This window comes from Arthrobacter sp. GQ119, from assembly GCF_059759125.1.
The window spans coordinates 62,067-81,691 of sequence record NZ_JCAXEA010000006.1 but is presented as its reverse complement, the minus strand read 5'-3'; the positions used below and the strand labels follow the sequence as shown (position 1 = coordinate 81,691).

20 protein-coding genes are annotated in these 19,625 nt (G+C 64.4%); 14 read left to right on the top strand and 6 right to left on the bottom strand.

The window, feature by feature from the left end:
* Nucleotides 1-531 precede the first annotated feature (531 nt).
* The 13 genes from AC6CH3_RS07425 to AC6CH3_RS07365 all read left to right on the top strand — a co-directional run bounded on the left by AC6CH3_RS07425 (nt 532) and on the right by AC6CH3_RS07365 (nt 12,325).
* A complete protein-coding gene (locus tag AC6CH3_RS07425) occupies nt 532-948 on the top strand; it encodes a hypothetical protein (protein ID WP_498131817.1) in 417 nt (138 codons plus the stop codon).
* A gap of 60 nt (nt 949-1,008) precedes the next feature.
* The gene (locus tag AC6CH3_RS07420; RefSeq protein WP_498131816.1) at nt 1,009-1,437 is read left to right on the top strand and encodes a four-helix bundle copper-binding protein; all 429 of its coding nucleotides are present in this window, start codon (nt 1,009-1,011) and stop codon (nt 1,435-1,437) included.
* Complete coding sequence (locus AC6CH3_RS07415) at nt 1,434-1,700, top strand: hypothetical protein (RefSeq protein ID WP_498131815.1); 267 nt, start codon at nt 1,434-1,436, stop codon at nt 1,698-1,700. Before AC6CH3_RS07420 ends, AC6CH3_RS07415 begins: the two co-directional genes overlap by 4 nt.
* Nucleotides 1,701-1,901: 201 nt before the next feature.
* On the top strand, nt 1,902-2,279 hold the full coding sequence (locus AC6CH3_RS07410) for a PRC-barrel domain-containing protein (protein ID WP_498131928.1): 378 nt from the start codon (nt 1,902-1,904) through the stop codon (nt 2,277-2,279).
* Nucleotides 2,245-2,541 (top strand): DUF3040 domain-containing protein, encoded by a 297-nt coding sequence (locus AC6CH3_RS07405; RefSeq protein WP_498131814.1) that lies wholly within the window; start codon nt 2,245-2,247, stop codon nt 2,539-2,541. Before AC6CH3_RS07410 ends, AC6CH3_RS07405 begins: the two co-directional genes overlap by 35 nt.
* Nucleotides 2,538-2,978, top strand: coding sequence for a LapA family protein (locus tag AC6CH3_RS07400; protein WP_498131813.1), 441 nt, complete (start codon nt 2,538-2,540; stop codon nt 2,976-2,978). The genes AC6CH3_RS07405 and AC6CH3_RS07400 overlap by 4 nt, the downstream gene beginning before the upstream one ends.
* A gap of 885 nt (nt 2,979-3,863) precedes the next feature.
* Nucleotides 3,864-4,934 (top strand): LacI family DNA-binding transcriptional regulator, encoded by a 1,071-nt coding sequence (locus AC6CH3_RS07395; RefSeq protein ID WP_498131812.1) that lies wholly within the window; start codon nt 3,864-3,866, stop codon nt 4,932-4,934.
* A gap of 78 nt (nt 4,935-5,012) precedes the next feature.
* Nucleotides 5,013-6,689: an ABC transporter substrate-binding protein gene (locus AC6CH3_RS07390; protein ID WP_498131811.1), complete on the top strand. Its 1,677-nt coding sequence runs from the start codon at nt 5,013-5,015 to the stop codon at nt 6,687-6,689.
* A gap of 124 nt (nt 6,690-6,813) precedes the next feature.
* Complete coding sequence (locus tag AC6CH3_RS07385) at nt 6,814-7,791, top strand: ABC transporter permease (RefSeq protein WP_498131810.1); 978 nt, start codon at nt 6,814-6,816, stop codon at nt 7,789-7,791.
* Between the two features lie 10 nt (nt 7,792-7,801).
* Nucleotides 7,802-8,737 carry an ABC transporter permease gene (locus tag AC6CH3_RS07380; RefSeq protein ID WP_498131809.1) on the top strand — a complete coding sequence of 312 codons (936 nt, stop codon included), beginning with the start codon at nt 7,802-7,804 and terminating at the stop codon, nt 8,735-8,737.
* Nucleotides 8,734-9,702: an ABC transporter ATP-binding protein gene (locus AC6CH3_RS07375; RefSeq protein ID WP_498131808.1), complete on the top strand. Its 969-nt coding sequence runs from the start codon at nt 8,734-8,736 to the stop codon at nt 9,700-9,702. The genes AC6CH3_RS07380 and AC6CH3_RS07375 overlap by 4 nt, the downstream gene beginning before the upstream one ends.
* On the top strand, nt 9,699-10,769 hold the full coding sequence (locus tag AC6CH3_RS07370; protein ID WP_498131807.1) for an ATP-binding cassette domain-containing protein: 1,071 nt from the start codon (nt 9,699-9,701) through the stop codon (nt 10,767-10,769). Before AC6CH3_RS07375 ends, AC6CH3_RS07370 begins: the two co-directional genes overlap by 4 nt.
* The gene (locus tag AC6CH3_RS07365; protein ID WP_498131806.1) at nt 10,766-12,325 is read left to right on the top strand and encodes a glycoside hydrolase family 32 protein; all 1,560 of its coding nucleotides are present in this window, start codon (nt 10,766-10,768) and stop codon (nt 12,323-12,325) included. Before AC6CH3_RS07370 ends, AC6CH3_RS07365 begins: the two co-directional genes overlap by 4 nt.
* On the opposite strand, the gene AC6CH3_RS07360 is transcribed toward AC6CH3_RS07365, so the two are convergent.
* The gene (locus AC6CH3_RS07360; RefSeq protein WP_498131805.1) at nt 12,322-13,269 is read right to left on the bottom strand and encodes an NAD(P)/FAD-dependent oxidoreductase; all 948 of its coding nucleotides are present in this window, start codon (nt 13,267-13,269) and stop codon (nt 12,322-12,324) included. The two genes, AC6CH3_RS07365 and AC6CH3_RS07360, sit on opposite strands and share 4 nt — an antisense overlap.
* Nucleotides 13,270-13,392: 123 nt before the next feature.
* Between AC6CH3_RS07360 and AC6CH3_RS07355 the strand changes: the two genes are divergently transcribed.
* Nucleotides 13,393-13,977, top strand: coding sequence for a helix-turn-helix domain-containing protein (locus AC6CH3_RS07355; protein ID WP_498131804.1), 585 nt, complete (start codon nt 13,393-13,395; stop codon nt 13,975-13,977).
* 246 nt (nt 13,978-14,223) lie between these two features.
* On the opposite strand, the gene AC6CH3_RS07350 is transcribed toward AC6CH3_RS07355, so the two are convergent.
* The 5 genes from AC6CH3_RS07350 to AC6CH3_RS07330 form a co-directional block, all read right to left on the bottom strand.
* Nucleotides 14,224-14,877, bottom strand: coding sequence for an IclR family transcriptional regulator (locus AC6CH3_RS07350; protein ID WP_498131803.1), 654 nt, complete (start codon nt 14,875-14,877; stop codon nt 14,224-14,226).
* Nucleotides 14,878-14,899: 22 nt separating this feature from the next.
* Nucleotides 14,900-16,588, bottom strand: coding sequence for a thiamine pyrophosphate-binding protein (locus AC6CH3_RS07345; protein ID WP_498131802.1), 1,689 nt, complete (start codon nt 16,586-16,588; stop codon nt 14,900-14,902).
* 13 nt (nt 16,589-16,601) lie between these two features.
* Nucleotides 16,602-17,138 carry a gamma carbonic anhydrase family protein gene (locus tag AC6CH3_RS07340; protein WP_498131927.1) on the bottom strand — a complete coding sequence of 179 codons (537 nt, stop codon included), beginning with the start codon at nt 17,136-17,138 and terminating at the stop codon, nt 16,602-16,604.
* Nucleotides 17,139-17,231: 93 nt separating this feature from the next.
* Complete coding sequence (locus AC6CH3_RS07335; protein WP_498131801.1) at nt 17,232-18,665, bottom strand: 2-hydroxycarboxylate transporter family protein; 1,434 nt, start codon at nt 18,663-18,665, stop codon at nt 17,232-17,234.
* Between the two features lie 84 nt (nt 18,666-18,749).
* Nucleotides 18,750-19,625, bottom strand: a complete 876-nt coding sequence (locus AC6CH3_RS07330; RefSeq protein WP_498131800.1) for a hydroxymethylglutaryl-CoA lyase — start codon at nt 19,623-19,625, stop codon at nt 18,750-18,752.

Sequence of the window (19,625 nt, the reverse complement as noted above, 5' to 3'; positions counted from 1 at the left end):
CCGTACAGAGGTCACAGGAGAATTGCAACTGCCGTTGACAGGCTCCATTCCGATATACGCAACCCTTACCTCCCGTCGGGATGTCAATGATTTCTCCGGACACCACGTTCGCACCGTCAGATCGGGATGGCCTCCGGATCCGCGGCGTACCTGACCAAACCTTCCGCCTCGGCAAATCACCGGGCAGTCAACGGCTCTGCCCTGCAGACCCCTTGACTGCGCACCGCCAGAATCGCCGCCCCTAAACCTACGCCAGGGTTCGTGGCCCCCGCCCGGACACGGCCTTGGGCGTATGAGACCATCCAGTAGGGCGAAAACCGCAACGGACATGACGAAGAGGCCGCCCTGGCTGCGCGGCGCAGATGCGCAGGGTCTCTCAAATGAAGCTCAAAAGTGATACTCGCGTGACCATCTGAGGAGTACCCCTAGCTACTCTGTTTAGATGGCAACTACCGGGAATTGGGGATGGCCGCGCTGAGCTCGTCTCGGGAAGGAGTGCTTCGCCGCCCAGTTTCGCGGCGAAGCGTTTTCGTGTGGCTCCTTCTGGCCCTTCTCCTGGCGGGAGCCGCCTCCTACACGCACGGCAGCCGGTATGCCATCGTTCCCAACCACGGCCCGGTGCATTCAACACAGGAACGGGCCGCTGAGGAAGTCTCGCGGCAAGCGGTAACCGCAGCCGGTCCTGCTGACACTTCAGCTTCCGCCTTGCAAACGCGCGGCGTCGTCCACCTGGCCGGGCCAACAGCTGGGACTGAAGAAGTGGAGCAGGACGGCTGCGAACGGCCCCAAGCCCCCCGCAGCGAACCAGCGCCGGTCCGGAGCGGCGCTGTTGACCCGCCGTCCTTGACCGGCCAGCAGTCCGGAAGCGGGATGCTCTCCGGCACCGTGCGTCCGGAGCCGGATCTGCCGGCGCTTACAGTGATCAAGCTTTCCATCAGCAGGACGTAGGAGACACGGCTCGCCGTTCCACTTCATCAACCCTGCAGTTAAACCTGGAAAGAAAAACCAATGACACACGTACAGTCCATGCTGCACGCCCATCCCCAGGACTACGGAAGCATCGACAGGAACAAGCTCGCCGAATGCATCCAGGCATGCTTTGAATGCGCACAAACATGCACAGCGTGCGCCGCCGCCTGTCTGAACGAAGACATGGTTGCCGAGCTCACCAAGTGCGTCCGCACGAACCTTGACTGCGTCGACATGTGCGCTGTCACCGGAAAGATCCTCTCCCGCCATACTGGCTATGACGCCGACATCACCCGCTCAGTGCTCGAAGCGTGCCGCACTGCCTGCAGGGCGTGTGCCGATGAGTGCGGTCGGGTTGCCTCGATGCATCGCCACTGTGAGGTGTGCGCCGAAGTCTGCCGGCGGTGTGAACGCGCCTGCGCTGAACTCCTCTCATCACTGGGCCGAGCAGGGGGGCAGTCAAAATGACACATCCACAGGTGTCCCGGGTAGCTCGTCGTGCGCGCCAGAAGGAACAACTAAAGGGCGCCACACGCGGGCGGCCCCCGGAGGATCCGCAACTGCGCCGGATGCTGACCTCACACATCCACTGCGGCCAGGAAATGCAGTTGGTCAGCACGGACACGGCCCTTCCGCGCGAACAAACCACAGCAAAGAACGACGACAGCCTGCTCACCTACCGGTGTGCGTGCGGGTTCAGCTTCGATCAACGCCGGGATGACCGGCCCTGAGTTTCACCCAAGTGGGACCAGCGGCCAATAACAGGAAAGTAACCGGAGCTGGAAACCCGTTGCACATCAATTACATGCGTTGATCGGCATCAAGGGACTGCCTAGCGTGGAAAGTGGAGGACCTGTAAAGCCTCCGCGACCGGGAACGACGCGGATTCAGCGTGAGGACAGCCTCGGGCGAGGAGATCGGTCGACGAACTCCTGGTTGATGCGGAGGAGGAAAAGGTCCGGTTCCTGATAGTTGCATCCGGAGGATTCCTGGGGATCGGCGAGGACAAGACGTTCATCCCCGCCGATGCCGTGAGGAGCATCAATGAAACTGACACAGAGGTTCTCATCGGCCCTACCCGGGACCCGGTTGCCGGAGCCCCGGAATACGATCCTGACTTCGCCGAAGCCAGATCCTACAGGCCTAAAGGTGGCGGTAGGAGAAGCCTGGAGTCGGATCGTGCTGGGTCGAGCAGTCAAAGCCACTCACCGGGCCCGGGAAGTGCCGGACCTGCGGATCGTGTAAGCCTGATCTGGAAGGGTGATGAGAGCTTCCATGGCGTTGTCGGAAGAAGAGCGCAGACGCCTTGAAAAGCTTGAACAGGAACTGGCGTCCAGCGATCCGGACCTGGACCAGAGGCTGCAGGCCGTCGCGCCGGGAAACCGCCAAAGGGAGGCGGCCACGATGGCCCGGGGAGCCTTGACCCTGATAGCCGCATTCACACTCGTCATTGTGGGCATTGCGACAGAACTCGTCATTGTCGGCGCCGTCGGTTTCCTGCTGATGATTGCCGGAGCGCATTGGTTCCTCAAAGGCTACGGCCGTCAAAACCGGCACGAGGAGACGCCATGAACCTGAAGGAAGGTGGCAAAATGCAAACCAATCCGCCAACTCCTGGGACTTCCATTCCCGCACCACCTGCACGACGACCCACGATCGGCGACGGTTCAGCCTCGGCGCGCTATAAAGGAGAACCGGCGCACGGCACACGGGCCGCCCTTGCATGGGCAGCCACGGTAATCGGCCTAGTACTCCTGAGTCTGCTGATTGTTTTTATCCTTCAGAACCAGGAACCGGTTCAGGTGCAGTACCTCGTGTTCGTCGGTTCGGTCCCCTTGGGCATGGCCCTTTTCATCGCGGCTGTCGCCGGCGGCCTTCTCGTGGCAGCCGCAGGTGCCGTACGTATCACGCAACTGCGCATCATTGCCGCCCGTGCAAGGGACCACTCAACTGCGAGGCCGGTCAGGGAACGGATTCCGCTGTTCAGACACAGGCACCACGCGAGGTGATGAGAGGACCGAGCTAACCAGCATCGGACTTTTCAACACGAATACGGCGGACCGCAGACAGCGGTTGTGGCGGGCGTTGTGGATGGCGTGCCGGTTGACATGTCGTTCAGCCTCCGTAGTGGCTGTGAGATCAGCCAGTTGAACGCGGCCGGAATGATTCTCGGCCCCGCTAAAGGCCTCTAGCCGTATCGGCCGTTGATGCGGCAACTCAGTTGTCCGGTCCCGGCTTTGACGGACCCCGTCGTGATCGGAATCATCGTGGCGTTAGTACTGGGCAAACCGGCCGGGATCATTGGGGACCACCTGGCTCCCAACCGATGCCGCCAAAGCGCCCTTGAGCTGTCCATCGTGAAGGGGCCGGGGGTCAAGTTTGAGGGTCGAATCCCTCTTTTCATCTAGTCAGAGGCAACGGAGTCTGGGGAAACACGCCCCCTAATCCTGTCGGCACGCATCGGGACATCGCCTACGTACCGGGGTGTCCTCGCAGCCCGTTCGCCGATGGCGTGGCGGAAGTTGTAGCCCAGAAGCTGAAGCCCATTCGCGGATGCCCCGTTCAGTCAGCTGACGGACGATTTTCACTACCTGGCACAGGTCCCGGCCAAGCCTGTCGAGTTTTGATATGACACAGAGTGCTCAGCGTTGATGCCGGCGGCCAGGAGTGCGCCCGCTGAAGATCCGTGGTTCGGGAGCCGCTACACGAAGGTTTTCCAGCGGCAACGGGACTCGTTGACAGCGGGGTAGTAACGCGAGTAACCTAAATCACACGTTCAAGGTTACTCGCGTTACTAACTCGCGTTACTACCAAGTCCGGCAAAATCGGAACACACACCCCAGATCCCGACTGGCTGGCACCGCCCAGTTCAACGAAGACCACCGGAGTATTCAATGGCGAAAACCACGAACCCCAACAAAGCCGCGGCTGTGCGGCAGCGGGGTGTCACCATGAGTGATGTCGCCAAGCATGCCGGTGTCTCCCGGACGGCCGTCTCGTTCGTGCTGAGCAACCGCGAAAACGCCAGCATTTCTGAGGAAACCCGCACCCGCATCAACGACGCCGTTCAGGCATTGGGTTATCGCCCGAATGCTGGAGCACGCGCACTGGCTTCCCAGCGCAGTGACTGGTACGGAATCGTCACCGAGATCGTGACGGCCCCGTTCGCGGTGGACATCATCAAGGGCGCCCAGGACCAGGCCTGGCTTGACCACAGGTTCCTCCTCATCGCGCCTTCCGACCAGGCCGATGCCGTGGGACCCAATCAGGGCTTGGAAGATGCAGCCGTGGAAAAGCTGCTGGAACAACGAGTGGAAGGACTTCTGTACGCGGCAACGTACCACCGTGGCGTGCACGTGCCGGAAAGCACCAAGGAAGTACCCACCGTACTGATCAACTGCTTCGACGCGGACGGGAAGCTGCCCTCGATTGTCCCGGACGAACGTGCCGGAGGCCGCGTCGCCGTCGAACGTTTGCTCCGGGCCGGCCACCGCAGGATCGGAGTCATCAACCTGGACCCGGACATTCCCGCCGCCGTCGGGCGTTTGGAGGGTGCCCGCGAAGCACTCGCCGAAGCCAGCCTCGAGCTGGACCCGGAGCTCGTGGTGCCCGGACATGCAACGGCGGACGGCGGGTACGAGGCCGCGTGCATAATCTTGGACCGCTACCCAAAAAAGGACAGGCCAACCGCGCTGTTCTGCCTCAACGACCGCATGGCGATGGGCGCTTACGACGCCATCAAAGAACGGGGCCTGACCATCCCCGGAGACATCGCCGTGATCGGCTTCGACAACCAGGAACTGATTGCGGCCTACCTCAGGCCCAAGCTGACCACAGTTGCGTTGCCGTTCGCAAAAATGGGCGCCCTGGGAGTCCAGACGCTCGCAGCTCTTACAGCAGGACAGCCAATAATTGCCGACCAGCAATTAGTCGACTGTCCGCTGCTAGAACGCTCTTCGGTCTGACCGCGAAATCAATAGCGAAGAGCAACCCCTCACCCACCCCTTCACCTTGCTGATGAAGATAGGAAAGAGATAACCATCATGACACAACCCCGATTCCTGAGGTCTGCCCGCATCACGGCAGCCGGGCTGGCGGTAGGCGCACTGCTGCTGACCGGCTGTGCAGCCACCGTCAACAAGGCTGCCGGTACTGACGCCGCAGCGAACGCCAGCGCCTTTCTGACCATTCCGCGTGAGGACATGGGCACGTTCGTGCAGAACTTCAACCCGTTCGCGCCCACCGTTAACCCGATGGTCCAGCAGTCCATCTATGAGTCGCTGCTGATCTTCAACCCGGCCAAGGGAGACACGGTGCCGTGGCTCGCCACTGAATGGAAGGCTGCCGACGACGGCAAGTCCATCACCTTCACCCTGCGCGACGGCGTGAAGTGGTCCGACGGCCAACCGTTCGTGGCCGAGGACGTCGCCTACACGTTCGAGCTCCAGAAGAAGATCAAGGGTGGTTACGACTATCTGAAGTCCGTTGCCGCCGAAGGCACCAACAAAGTCACCTTCACCTTCAACAAGCCGTGGTCCCCGGCGCTCTACGACGTCGGCCAACTCACCATCCTGCCCAAGCACATCTGGTCCACCCTCGGCGATCCGGAGAAGGACGCCAACGCCAAGCCCGTCGGCACAGGCCCTTACACCGAGGTTGACAGTTTCCAAGCCCAGTCGTTCGTGCTGAAGAAGAACCCCAACTACTGGCAGCCGGAAAAGCAAAAGATCGCCGGTATCAAGATACTCGCCTTTGCAGGGAACGACGGCGCCAACCTCGCCGCCGCGAACGGCGACGTGGACTGGGCTCCGCAGTATATTCCGAACATCGAAAAGACGTTCGTTTCCAAGGACAAGGAACACCGCCACTACTGGTTCCCGGCCACGGGAGCCATGATCAACTGGCAACTCAACACCACCAAGGCCCCCTTTAACGATGTTGATGTCCGCAAGGCCCTGAGCATGGCCGTTGACCGGGAGCAGGTCACTAAGATCGGCATGAGCGGCTACGCCAAGCCTGCAGACTGCACCGGACTCTCCGGCAACTATGAGACCTGGAAGAACAACGAGGTCAAGGACAACTGCACCTGGACCAAGCTGGATGTCCAAAAAGCCAATGAACTGCTGGACAAGGCTGGCTACCCGAAGGGTGCTGACGGCAAGCGCACGCTCAAGGATGGCAAGCCCTTCGAATTCAAGATCTCCGTGGGCGCGTCTTCTTCTGACTGGCTGTCCGTGGCCAACGTGATCGCGCAGAATCTGGCCGAGGTTGGCGTGACGGCCAAGGTGGACTCGCCGGACTGGGCCGCCGTGGTGGCTGGCTACGAGACCGGCGACTTCGACTCCGGCATCGTGTGGAGTGCAAACGACCCCAGCCCGTACAAGTACTTCGCAGGCATGATGGGCACGTCCACGGTCAAGCCGGTGGGCACCCAGACGTTCGACAACTACCACCGCTTCGGCGACGCCAAGGCCGATGCCCTGCTGGCCGAGTTCGCTGCGGAGGCGGACGAGTCTAAGCAGAAGGACATCGCCGACAAACTCCAGGAAGAGTACAACGACGTCGCGCCGCTGGTGCCGCTCTTTTCCGGCCCGGTATGGGGTGCCTTCAACGACACGCGGTTCACGGGCTGGCCCACGGAGGAGAACCCGTACGCCACGCTGTCCGAACGGTCACCCACCACTGTGCTGGTGCTGACCACGCTGGAACCGCGCAAGTAGTCCCACCGCTGGTCGCCGGACATCCGGCGACCAGCCCCCCAACACAGCACGCCCGGCGTAGTGCCGTATCGCCGCGCCGGGCGTGGCCCCAAACTTTCCGCAATTCCCGAAATGGAGGGAAACCGTGCGCTTCATCCTGCGCCGCCTGGGTTTCTACCTGATCGCCTTCTGGGCATCCATCACCCTGAACTTCCTGCTCCCGCGCTTCATGCCCGGCGATCCCGTCTCCCGCATGTTCGCCCGGACCCAGGACCGAATGCAGCCCGAACAGATCGAGGCCCTGCGCAAGCTGCTGGGTGTTGACGACCGGCCCATTTGGGAGCAATACATCGACTACCTTCACAACATCTTCACGGGGCAAATGGGCGTCTCCATCTCACGTTTCCCTACCCCCGTCACCGAGGTCATTTCGTCCCAGATCGGCTGGACCCTCCTGCTCGGCGGAACCGCACTGGTGATTGCCGCCGTCGTGGGCAACCTGCTCGGCATCCTCGCCGCCTGGCGGCGCGGCGGCGCGATCGACTCCGCGCTCCCGCCGCTGCTGGTGTTCATCGGATCGTTCCCGTACTTCTGGCTCGCGATGGGCGCCCTGTACCTGTTCGGCGTGGTGCTGAACTGGTTCCCGATCCGCCACGCCTTCACTGACGGACTGGAGCCCGGGTTCACGTGGGAGTTCATCGGCGACGTCGGCGCCCACCTCGTGCTCCCGGCGCTGACGATCGTGCTGGTCTCCATCGGCGGCTGGATGCTGGGCATGCGGAACACAATGATCGCCACCAACTCCGAGGAGTACATCACCATGGCCGAAGCCAAGGGACTCCGCCCCGGCCGCATCATGCTCCGCTACGCAGCCCGGAACGCCATGCTCCCATCGGTCACGAGCTTCGGCATGGGCCTGGGATTCGTTGTGGGTGGTGCGCTGCTCACCGAGGTGGTGTTCGCGTACCCGGGTGTTGGCTACCAGCTCCTCAACGCAGTCCAGGGCCTCGACTACCCGCTTATGCAGGGCCTGTTCCTGACCATCACCGCCGCCGTGCTGCTGGCGAACTTCCTGGTGGACATCCTCTACGTCCGCCTCGACCCGCGCGTGCGCAGCAACTGAGGGACCCATCATGACAACCGCAATTCTGAAGCAGCCCACTGAGCCCACTGAGCCCGCAGCTGCCCGCAAGCCCAACCGCAGTTTCGTCCACGGACTTATCACCAACAAGAAGGCCCTGCTGGGCATGACCGTGATGTTCGTGTTCATCGCGCTTGCGTTGCTGGCCCCCGTGCTGTTCCCCGGAGACCCGTCGCGGATCACCGCGATGGCCTCGCTGGAACCGTCTTCCGAGCACTGGCTAGGCACCACGGCCAAAGGTCAGGACGTGCTTGCCCTGACTGTCCACGGCTCCCGCAGTTCCCTGTTCGTTGGGTTGACTGTGGGCTTCGCATCCACCTTCATCGGCATTTTGGTAGGCCTGGCCTCGGCGTACTTTGGCAAGTTCATTGACGAAGCACTCTCCCTGCTGACCAACGTCTTCCTGCTCCTGCCCGGACTGCCGCTTCTTGTCATCCTGGCCGCGTTCCTTCCGCCAGGGCTGGGCACCGTGATCCTGGTGCTCGTCGTCACCGGCTGGGCCGGGTCGGCACGTGTGTTGCGGTCGCAGGCACTGTCCATCCGTTCCAAGGACTTCGTGGCCGCGGCCGTGGTGTCCGGCGAACGGGCGGGCCGGATCATGTTCCGCGAGATCCTGCCGAACATGGCCTCGATCGTCATGGGGACCCTGCTGGCCTGCGTGATCTACGGCATCGGCGCCCAGGCAGGCCTGGAGTTCCTTGGCTTGGGTGACGTCAGCACCGTCTCCTGGGGCAACAACCTCTTCTGGGCCGGCAACGAGGGCGCCCTGCTCACCGGCAGCTGGTGGGTGTTCGTCCCCTCGGGTGTCTGCATCGCACTGGTCGCGTTCGCCTTGGCCCTCATCAACTACGCCGTGGACGAAGTCACGAACCCGCGGCTGCGGAAGATCAAAACCCCAAAAATTACCGAAAGGAGCGCCGCCAAATGACAGTCTCCCAAGTTTCCTTCGGCTCCCACGAGCCCGTCCTGGACGTCAAGAACCTCACCGTCAAGTACATCGGCGACACCCGCTCCACCACCGCCGTCGACCGTGTTTCCTTCAGCATCGGCACCGGTGAGGTGTTCGGCCTGGCGGGCGAGTCCGGCTGCGGGAAGTCCACCATCGCCAACTCGATCATGCGGCTCCTGAAGGATCCCGCGAAGATCGCCGGCGGCAGCATCTCCTTCGGCGGCAAGGACGTCCTGGCCATGAGCCCGGAGGAGCTGCGGCGCTTCCGCTGGCAGGACGTGGCCATGGTGTTCCAGTCCGCCATGAACTCGCTCAACCCGGTGCTGACCATCGGCGAGCAGATCGTGGATATCTTCACCACTCATGCGGGCTACTCGCGCAAGGAATCGCTGCGGCGTGCCGGTGAGTTGCTCGAATTGGTGAGGATCGACCCCGCACGCCTCAAGTCCTACCCGCACCAGCTCTCGGGCGGCATGCGGCAGCGCGCCGTGATCGCCATGGCCGTGGCGCTCAAGCCGTCGCTGCTGATCCTCGACGAACCCACCACCGCGCTGGACGTGGTGGTGCAGCAGGAAATCATGGCGCAGATCAAGGAACTCCAGCGTGAACTGGGCTTCTCGGTCCTCTTCATCACGCACGACATGTCCCTCATGGTGGAACTCTCGCACCGCATGGCTGTCATGTACGGCGGGCGGATCGTGGAGACCGCCAAGGCCCAGGACGTCTACGCCAACCCCCGCCACCCCTACACGCAGGCGCTGATGGGAGCCTTCCCGCCGCTCACCGGCCCGCGGGTTCCGCTGACGGGACTGCCCGACGGCGTGAAGTTCCGGAACATCCCGGACCTCACCGAGGCGGCACCCGGCCACCTCGTGGCCGCGTTTGGTACCGACGCTGAAGCAGCCGTCCTTGAAGCAGCCGTTTTCGAAGGAGCCGCACGATGAGCCACGCTGTGCAATCTTCATCACGTCCAGCCGTTTCCACTCAGACCCCCGCCCTCGAGGTCCGCGGACTGGGTAAGTCGTTTCCCATCGGCGGCCTTTTCTCCCGTCAGTCGGTTCGCGCTCTGCACGGCGTGGACCTGACCATTGGCCGCGGGGAAATCGTCGCACTCGTGGGCGAATCGGGGTCCGGCAAGAGCACCCTCGCCCGCTGTGTTGCCCGGCTCGAAAAGCCGAGCTCCGGGCAGATCCTGATTGACGGCGTCGACGTCCTCAAGAGCGACCGCTTCCAAGCCTCCCGGGCCTTCCGCTCCCAGCTGCAGATGGTCTTCCAGGACCCCTTCGGTTCGCTGAACCCCGCACACAGGATCGAGCACTTCCTGCGGAGGTCGCTGGCGATCCACCGGAAGGGCGGCAGCTCCGAGACAGAGACGCAGCAGCGACTCGAGGAGCTCATGACCACCGTGGGCCTGCAGGCCGACATGCTGAACTCCTACCCGCACGAGCTCTCCGGCGGGCAGCGTCAGCGAGTCTCGATCGCCCGGGCCCTTGCCGTGGAACCACAGGTCATCCTCGCTGACGAGCCAACTTCCATGCTGGATGTTTCGGTCCGGATCGGCGTGCTGAACCTTATGCGGAAGCTCCGCGACGAACAGGGAATCTCCATGCTCTACATCACGCACGACCTCGCCTCGGCCCGATACCTGGCGGACCGGACGGCGGTCATGTTCGCCGGCGAGCTCGTTGAAGAGGGCGAGTCCTTGGACCTCCTGGCCAACCCGGCGCATCCGTACACGCAGCTGCTGGTCTCGGCCGTCCCGGATCCGGCCCGGGCGGGCTCCTACGATCCCGTCCGCCGTGCCGAGCTGCGGCAGGCTGTGATGGCGTCGACCACCTGCGCTTTCGACGGCGACCCAAACCAGGCCTGCTCGGCCGAGGAACCCGTTCGCCACCGCGTGGGCGACCCCGAAAACCGCCACTGGGTGCGCTGCCACCGCTACCGCCCGCAGGCTGGAGCAGGCGGCCACGCCCTGGCAACTGAACCTACGGACAAGAAGGCCTCCGCATGACTGAATCGACGCACCCACTCGCCACCGTTCCCCAGGACGAACTGATTGCCCGCGCCGATGCGGACTCCCTCCGGCCGCGCTTCCACTTTGTTTCCCCGGCCGGTTGGCTGAACGACCCCAACGGCGTGAGCCAATGGAACGGCACCTACCACCTCTTCTACCAGTACAACCCCGAAGGCGCCTTCCACCACCGCATCCAGTGGGGCCACGCCACCAGCATCGACCTCGTCCACTGGACGGACCAGCCGGTGGCGCTGGAACCGTCGGCCGGTCCGGACGCCGATGGCTGCTGGTCGGGGGTGTTGGTGAACGACGGCGGCACGCCCACCTTGGTGTACTCGGGACGGCTCGGCGAGCAGGAGTTGCCCTGCGTTGCCGTGGGATCCGCAGACCTGCTGAGCTGGAGCAAACTGCCTCAGAACCCGGTCATCCCAGCCCCGCCGGCCGGGGTGGACATCACGGCGTATCGCGATCACTGCGTCTGGCGCGAGGGTAAAAAGTGGCGGCAGCTGGTGGGCTCCGGCATTCGCGGGCGCGGTGGCACGGCGTTCCTGTACGAATCCTCGGACTTGCGTACGTGGGAATACGTCGGCCCGCTGTTCATCGGCGACGCCTCACAGGGCGATCCTGCCGATACCGACTGGACCGGGACCATGTGGGAATGCGTGGACCTGTTCCGGGCAGGCGGGGGCTCGTTGGGCACGGTTCCTTCTTCTGGTGACGCGCCCGATGTGCTGGTCTTTTCCGCATGGGACGACGGCGACACCCGGCACCCGCTGTACTGGACCGGCCGCTACTCGGGAGACTCTTTCGAGCCCGCCGGGCTGCATCGGCTCGACTACGGTGGGCGGTTCTTCTACGCGCCGCAGTCGTTCCTGGATGAGTCCGGCCGGCGCATCATGTTTGGTTGGCTTCAGGAGGGGCGCAGCGACGCCGCAATGGTGGAGGCAGGATGGTCGGGCGTCATGAGTTTGCCGCGCATCACCACCCTGGCCGACGACGGAACCCTCCGTTTCGCACCCGTGCCCGAAATCGAGAAGCTGCGCCGGGACCACGTGGGACTGCCGGGACAGGAGTTGGTGGATGCCGGGACACCTGTGGCTACGGGGGTGTCCGGCCGCCAACTGGACCTTGAACTGGACTTGCAGCTCGAGCCGGGTGCTGTGCTGCGGCTGGGTTTGCTGGGTTCGGCTGACGCTGGTGTCTCCGGCAGTTCCAAGGAGGAAACAGTGATCGAGGTGTGCCGGGCCGCTGAAGGCGGCGGCCAAGGCACACTCCGCCTCGACCGTACTCGGAGCAGCCTCGATCCAACCGTTGATGTGGAGGACAAGTCCGGACCGCTCCCGATGCCCGACGGCCGGGTACACCTGCGTGTCCTGGTGGACCGGTCCGCCGTCGAAATTTTCGCCAACGGCAAGCCGCTCACGGCCCGCGTTTACCCGACCTTGGGCGGTGAGCACGTAAGCCTGGCCGCCGAGGGGACCGTGAGGCTGCTCTCCTTCGATGCCTGGACCATGGCTGGGATCTTTGGAGGTTCCCGGACCCTCTTCCCCTAAGCCAGGATCCGACCCTCAACGGCCCATCGGGTTTCCTCTTCGATGAGGTCGGCGTTGATCCTTGCGCCGGTCATGACACCCTCGGCCGCCGCGGTGATTACCTGAGCCATTAAGTTGGAGACATTGCCCCCCGCATACACGCCCGGGACGGCCGTCGCACCCATAGCGTCGGTCTCGATAAACCGTCCAGCCCCCGACGGGTGCACCTGAGAACTTAGCCCGAGTGATTCCAGAAGCGCGGATCCGGCCTCCATCCGTGTTCCGACAGCCAAGACCTTTAGGTCGAACGAGGAGCCCTGGCAGAGCGTGAGCCCCGAGAGGACGCCATCGACAGCGTCAACAGAGGCTACGGCGCCTTCAACGACCGTTACGGACCGGGCAGCGAGCTTTTCCTTCTCCCCGTCTGTGGGTTCCACGGTGTCGTTGAGGAAAAGGGTGATGTCCCGGGACCACTGTCTGAACAACAGTGCCTGATGGACGGACAACGGGCCGGTGCCCAGGACTCCAATCCGTTGCCCACGGATTTCCCAGCCATGGCAGTACGGGCAGTGCACGACGCCCTTTCCCCATTGCTCCCGCAGCCCGTCGATGCGAGGCAGCTCGTCTGTCAGGCCGGTGGCGACGAGGAGGCGTCTGCCGGAGAACCGGCGGGCATCTGCGAGTATCACGTCGAATCCATCGGGCGTTCGCCGTGCCGAAACGGCTTCGCCGTCAATGACCGTTCCTCCGTAGGAGAGAACTTCGGTGCGTCCGATGGACAGGAGTTCCCAGGGGTTCATGCCGTCCCTTGAAAGATACCCGTGTACCCCCGCCGCGAGTGCGTTGCGTGGAGTTCCGGAATCGATGACCAGCACCGAGCGCAGCGCCCGGGCCAGCGTGGTGGCGGCGCTGAGTCCCGCCGCACCGCCGCCCACAATTACTGCGTCATACCGTGTGGTGTCCATACTGAGATGCCCTTCGTCGCGTCCTGATCGTTCGCCGCCCAGAGTTCCTGGGTAGTAACATCAGCGTCCATCGCACGATCCCGGGTTGGCAAACAAAATTGCTGTTATGGCAAACTGGGCGCTATGACAACTGAGCTTGACGATGTTCTCGGGGCGGTCGGCCCCCGGCTTCGCACACTCCGTGCGGAACGGAACCTCACACTCGGAGAGGTGTCCTCCGCATCAGGAGTCTCGGTCAGCACCCTTTCCCGCCTCGAATCCGGCCGGCGCAGGCCAAACCTCGAAATCCTGCTGCCCCTCGCGAGGTTGTACGGTGTTCCCCTCGATGACCTGGTGGGCGCCCCGCCCACCGGGGATCCGAGAATTCATCTCCGGCCCATCACCCATGCCGGCATGACGGCTGTTCCTCTCACGCGCCGCGCAGGCGGATTACAGGCCTTTAAGATGGTGCTCGCCGGTGATGCCCGGGGGGCCGAGCCCGACCCCCGCGTTCACGAAGGCTATGAATGGCTCTACATCCTCAACGGACGACTGCGTTTGGTGCTGGGCGACAAGGACTTTGAACTTCGCCCCGGTGAAGCCGCGGAATTCGACACCCACACGCCGCACTGGTTCGCCAGCGCTGACGGCAGACCCGTCGAGTTCCTCAGTCTGTTTGGGCAGCAGGGCGAGCGGATGCACGTACGCGCTCGACCCAAGCCCTCATAGCCGAAGAGGTCCGAGAGGCTCTGTCCCTGATACCGGCCCGGTAGACGTTGGGGATCGATCTATGACCCTGCCGACTCGGTGGACCGACTCCTGTCCCGTGAAAGGCGTGGCGCGTGAGTCGCACTGCTGCTCGTCCCCAGGTCAATTCTGGGGGCAGAAATGTCGTTATCGAGGGGGTCACTGCAGGGAAATGTTGGAGTGTGTTGCAGTCAACGGGGAGCGTGCCCGCCGCTGTATGACCGGCTCCTAGGTCCGTCGCTGGGCTGCCTCGGCAATGTGCTCCGCTGCCTGTACAACCAGGTCGCCGTGGTCCTTGCCGGGGGATTCAGACACCCGGGCCAGGGGCATGGCGAGGCATACCGCGGCGATGATTCCATCGTCGGTGCGCACGGGGGCGCTGACGGAGCCCAAGCCGGGCGTGCGGGAACCTATCGATTCAATCCAGCCGACGGCGGCCAGCTCGGCCAATGCATCCTCTTCGGCGGCGAGGAGCCGGCCGCTCGATCCTTGTGGCAGGGGCAGCCTGGAGCCGGGAGGAAGGGTTGCACGGAGTTCGTGCCGGCTGTCGGCACTGAGCAGGCAGACACGTTCATCGCCGCGCCGTACCCACAGCTGTGCAGTCTCGCCGGTTTGGTCCCGCAGGTCATTGAGGACGGGTATGCCCGCGTTCTCGAGTGCTGACCGGACGAACCGGTCCCCGAGCCGGAAGGCGCCACTGTCGGTGCGGCGGAGGAAGTCGTAGTCGGCCAGCTGCAGCGCCAGCCGGTGCGCTGTCGACAGCGACAGGCCGGTCCGTCGGGACAGCTCACTGGCTGAGACGGCGGACCGGCCCACGGCATCAAGAAGGGCGGCGGCACGTTCGAGCGTGCGGTTGCTTCCGTTGGTGTCAGTAGACGGCATATGGCCAGCTTATGACGCCGGCTCAGCCCTTGGCGGCCAGCGACTCCGCCATGAACTCTGCAACCACCTTTTGCGAAATTGCTACATCGAGAACGTAGACGCCTTCCTGGTGGCTGGCGAGCCATTTCTGGAGCTGATCCAGGTCGGCCAGCGTGCGGGCCTTGGCCCCTTCGGCGCCCAGTGCGCGTCCGACGGCGGCAAAGTCCACTTCGTCGATGAGCATCGCCTGGTCATGGAGGCCCTTTGCAGCGTACTGGTGCAGCTCCGCGCCGTAGGCGGAGTCGTTGAGCACCACTACGACCCCCTTGCGGGTTACGCGGAGGAAGGTTTCGAAATCGGCCAGGCCCATCAAGCCGCCGCCATCACCGCTGACCAGGACTGTCGTGCGTTCGGGGCGCGCCACGGAGACTCCTGCGGCAGACCCGAAACCGAGCCCGATGGACTGGAACGCGGTGCCGACGAGGATCATGGCGTGCGGGTCCGGCACGGAAAGGTACATGGGCGCCCAGCCGATGAAGTGTCCGCCATCCATGACTACGGAGCGATCCGCCGGCAGGATACGGTCCAGGGCGGCGACGACGGCACGCGGGTTAAGCCGGCCGTCAGGTCCGAACTCGACAGGGTCCTCACTGGGGCGGGATGAACGGAACTCCGCCTGGGATACCTCCGGAACCTGATTTCGCCACGTGGACGAGGCCGTCGGAACCCGTTCCAGCAGCCCCTCGATGAACGGGCGGATGTCAGCCCTGATGTACTCCGCTGCCGGTTGTCCCGGGTCCGGTTCGTTGTCCACGCGGACGATCCTGGTTCCTGCGGGGAACAGCGTTCCGTAGCGCGTCTGGAACGTATTGAGGCTGGCTCCGACTACGAGGACGAGATCCGCCTGGCGTGCAACGTCGAGGCGGTGGCTGCGGGTGAAGCCGCCGGCGATGCCCAGATCCCAAGGGCTGTTGAAAGCGTTGGCTGCCATGACCGAGGTCATAAAGAGTGCGCCGAGCCGGTCTCCCACGTCGTTCAGAGAGGCGGCAGCGTCGGCCAGGAGAACGCCGCGTCCGGCCAGGATGAGTGGCCGCTCGGCCGCAGCGAGCAGGCCAGCCACCCGGTCCAGTACGTCAGGCTCTGCCGGCCACACGGGCTTTGCGGGCAGCGGTTCCACCGGTTCCAGGTCCGAGGGCGGGGCAGTGGCCAGGTCGTAGGGGATGGCGAGCACGACGGGCTGGACCGCTTGCAGGGCAAGGTCGAAGGCGCGGTGGGTGATGGCGGCGGCGTTATGGGGGCCGGCCACCAGGGTGACTACGCCGGCGGCTTCAGCGGCCTTGGCCTGGTCGACGTCGAACAGCCTCGAACCGCTGGAGGGTGCATCTCCCACCACCAGGACCAGCGGGATGCGGGCGATCCGCGCCTCAGCGAGCGTCGTGTACGCGTTGGTGAACCCGGCGCCGTAGGTGGTGGTGGCGGCCGCTACGCCCCCGGTCGCCCGGTGGTACGCGTCCGCCATGGCGACCGTCGCGGCTTCGTGCCGCGCCGAGGTGAAGGGAAAGCCGCGCCGGGTCAGCCGGCTGATGAGGTGGGCGTTGCCGTTGCCCATCAGCCCGAACAGGTGCCCGGCGCGCTCCGCCACCACGTCCGCGACAATCGCGGACACGTGGCCCTCGTCGGGGAACGCTGGTGCCTGGCCACCCGGCAGAACGTGGGTGCTGGTGCTTGTCATTTTTCTCCTCAGTTCAGCGATGCGACAGGACCAGCGGCGCTGCGTCGCGGTGCTTCCGGGTGAGTACGGTGTACGTTGCGGCGTTCTGCCTGCAGTGCTCGATCTCCTCGGGCGTGAGCGGGCGGCGCACCTTGGCCGGCACCCCCGCCACGAGCGATCCCGGTGGGACTTCCATGCCCTCGAGAACCAGCGCGTTGGCCGCGACCAGAGAGCCTGCGCCGATCACGGCGCCGTTCAGGACAGTGGCATTCATGCCGATCAGCGCGCCGTCGCCGATCCTGCAGCCGTGCAGCACGGCGCCGTGCCCGACACTGACATGGTTGCCGATCCGTGCCGGGCAGCCCGGGTCGGCGTGAACGACAGCGCCGTCCTGGATGTTGCTGCCCGCACCAATACTGATGTCCTCCATGTCCGCCCGCACGACGGCGCCGTAAAAGACCCCTGTCCCGGCGCCGATCGTGGTGGAGCCGACAACGGTGGCCGTGGGAGCTATCCAGGCTTCGCCGGAAATCGTGGGTGTACGGCCGTCAACGGCCAGGACGTTATCCATCATGGTGATCCTTTGGGTGAGGTGGAGAGGCGGTGCCCCGCAGCAGTTGCCGGGCACCGCCGTCGTAATTCAGACCTGCGTGGTGAGGAGCTGCTAGGCGAGGAACGGGACAATCAGCGACGTCACGAAGAGGACCATCGCTCCGCCGAGGCGGTTGGTGAGGGCCGCGAACGGCATGAGGTGCATGCGGTTTGCAGCGCTCAGGACCGCCACGTCGCCGCTGCCGCCGGTGTCCGCCATGACCAGGCCCGGCGTGATGGATGCTTCCACGAAATTGAACTTCACGAGCCATCCGAGGGCGCCGGAGGTCAGGGTGGCGATGATGACGGTGCAGACCGTGAGCAGAATGAACAGCGGGTTGCTCAGCGAGGCGAGGACGTCCGTGATGTCAATGTAGGTGAGGCTGACGCCCACGAGCAGGGCCGGGACCAGGACAGCGCCGATCAGATCGCCCCAGTCGGCCGTGGAGTCTTCGACGTCCTGGGGGAGCAGCCCGAAGATCTTGACGGCGGCGGCGGCGATGATCGTCCAGGCGTAGGGGTGCAGGCCGGGCAGAAAAGCGGCCACGAGGGTGCCGAAGACGAAGAGGCTGCCGGCGATGAGCAGTCCCTTGCCCAGGGCGATGAAGGAGGAGGTGTCGCGCTTGGGCGGCAGGGTGAGCTCGGCGGCGCGGCCTTTGATGCGCAGCAGCTGGCCGTGGCCGTTGAAGCCGATAAAGAGCTGTTTCTTGCGCTTGCCGAGGCCGTTGTAGATGCCGGCGATGAGGATGCAGACGACGTTTGCCATGACGACGGCGGACATCAGGTCTCCCATGAAGGTGGCGGAATCGCCGCCGGTTGCCGAGGCGTACATTTCGGACATGGGCAGCGCGCCGACGCCCAGGCCGCCGGCCATGATGGGTGCGGCGATGAAGAGGATGCCCTCGATGAATCCGAAGCCCGTCAGCGCTGCGATGGACCCGACCAGGACGAAGGTGGCGATGAGGCAACCGACCAGGGGGACGGCGAAGCGCGGGCCGGCCTTCAGCAGGAGCTTTCGCGGCATGCCGAGGATGGAGCCGGCGATGATGCCAACGACGAAGAAGTCCAGGAAGCCCTGGCCGTCGATGAAGTTCTGCACGACCGTGACGATGTTCTCGGGCATTATGCCCAGGAATGCGAGCGTGGCGGGTGCAAACGTGCACAGGACCGTGGGCAGTCCGAAGTCGCGGAGTACCGGGAAGAGGTTGCCGATCCAGATGAACAGGCCGCCGAGCAGGATGGTGGTGGCAAAGCCGGCCACCATGGTGTCCGGAAGATTGCCAGTGAGGGCGGCGGTGAGGACCAGGCCCGCGAGGACGAGGTAGAGGGGAGCGGGAACACTGGCAATGCGGAATCCCAGGCGGCCGGGGTAGTGGGTCCCCGGCCGGGGGCCGGCCGTGCGTGTCGCCGGATGTTCGATGCCGCCGGTGGGGCCGGGCGTGGTCTCGCTCATGGCGTGGTCCGTTGGTTCGTCGGTGAGTTCCGTAGTGCGTGGGCTTGTAGACATCATCGTCTCCAAAACGGTGAGTAGGAATTTTTATTTTGCCGGTGCTGCTTGTGGGGTGGGTGGAGGGCTTTTCGCGGTTCGGTTTTAGCGGGCAGGGTCCAGCATTCCGGCCGCGGGTGAGTGCATCACCACGTCGCGGGCGAGCCGGACAGCGTCGGCGAGGCGGTCCTCGTCAACGCCGGTTTCGTGTCCGCCGTCGTGAAGGTGCCGGACCAGTTCCTCGGTGGCGATGTTGCCGTGCGCACCGGGGGCGAACGGGCAGCCGCCGTATCCGCCCAGTGCCGCGTCGAAACGGACGACGCCGGCAGTCACCGCCGCGCTCGCCGTTCCCAGGGCCTGACTGTGGGCGTTGTGGAGGTGGAGGTAGTAGGTCAGGTCCGGTTCGGCGGCGCGGACGTGCTGCAGGCTGGCCATGACCTGCCCGGTTGGGGTGGTGCCCAAAGTGTCGGCCAGTCCTATGTCGGCGATGCCCATGTCCTTGAAGGCCCGGACTATCCGCAGCAGGTAGTGGGGGTCGATGCTGCCTTCGAAGGGGCACGTGAAGGCGGTGGAGATGCCTGCGAAGAAGCGTGTTTCCGGGTATTTGGCCACGGTGGCGCCGAGGCTGTCGAGGGCTTCCTCGATGGTCTGGCCTGCATTGGCGTTGCTGTGGGCCTGGCTTGCTGACGTCACAACCTGGATATCCGTTGCTCCGGCCTCGACGGCCCGTTCAATACCCCGGCCGTTCAGCGCCAGGCTGGTGTAGGTGACTCCCGGGACAGCCTCCAGTGAAGAAATGACCTCGGCGGCGTCAGCCATCTGCGGCACCCGCTTCGGGTTCACGAAAGACGCGGCCTCGATGCGCTTTAAGCCCGCGGCAATAAGGGCCTCGGCAATTTCCAGCTTGTGCGCTGTCGACACGATGACCGGTTCGTCCTGGAGGCCGTCCCGCAGGAAGACGTCGGTGATTTCCACCTCCAT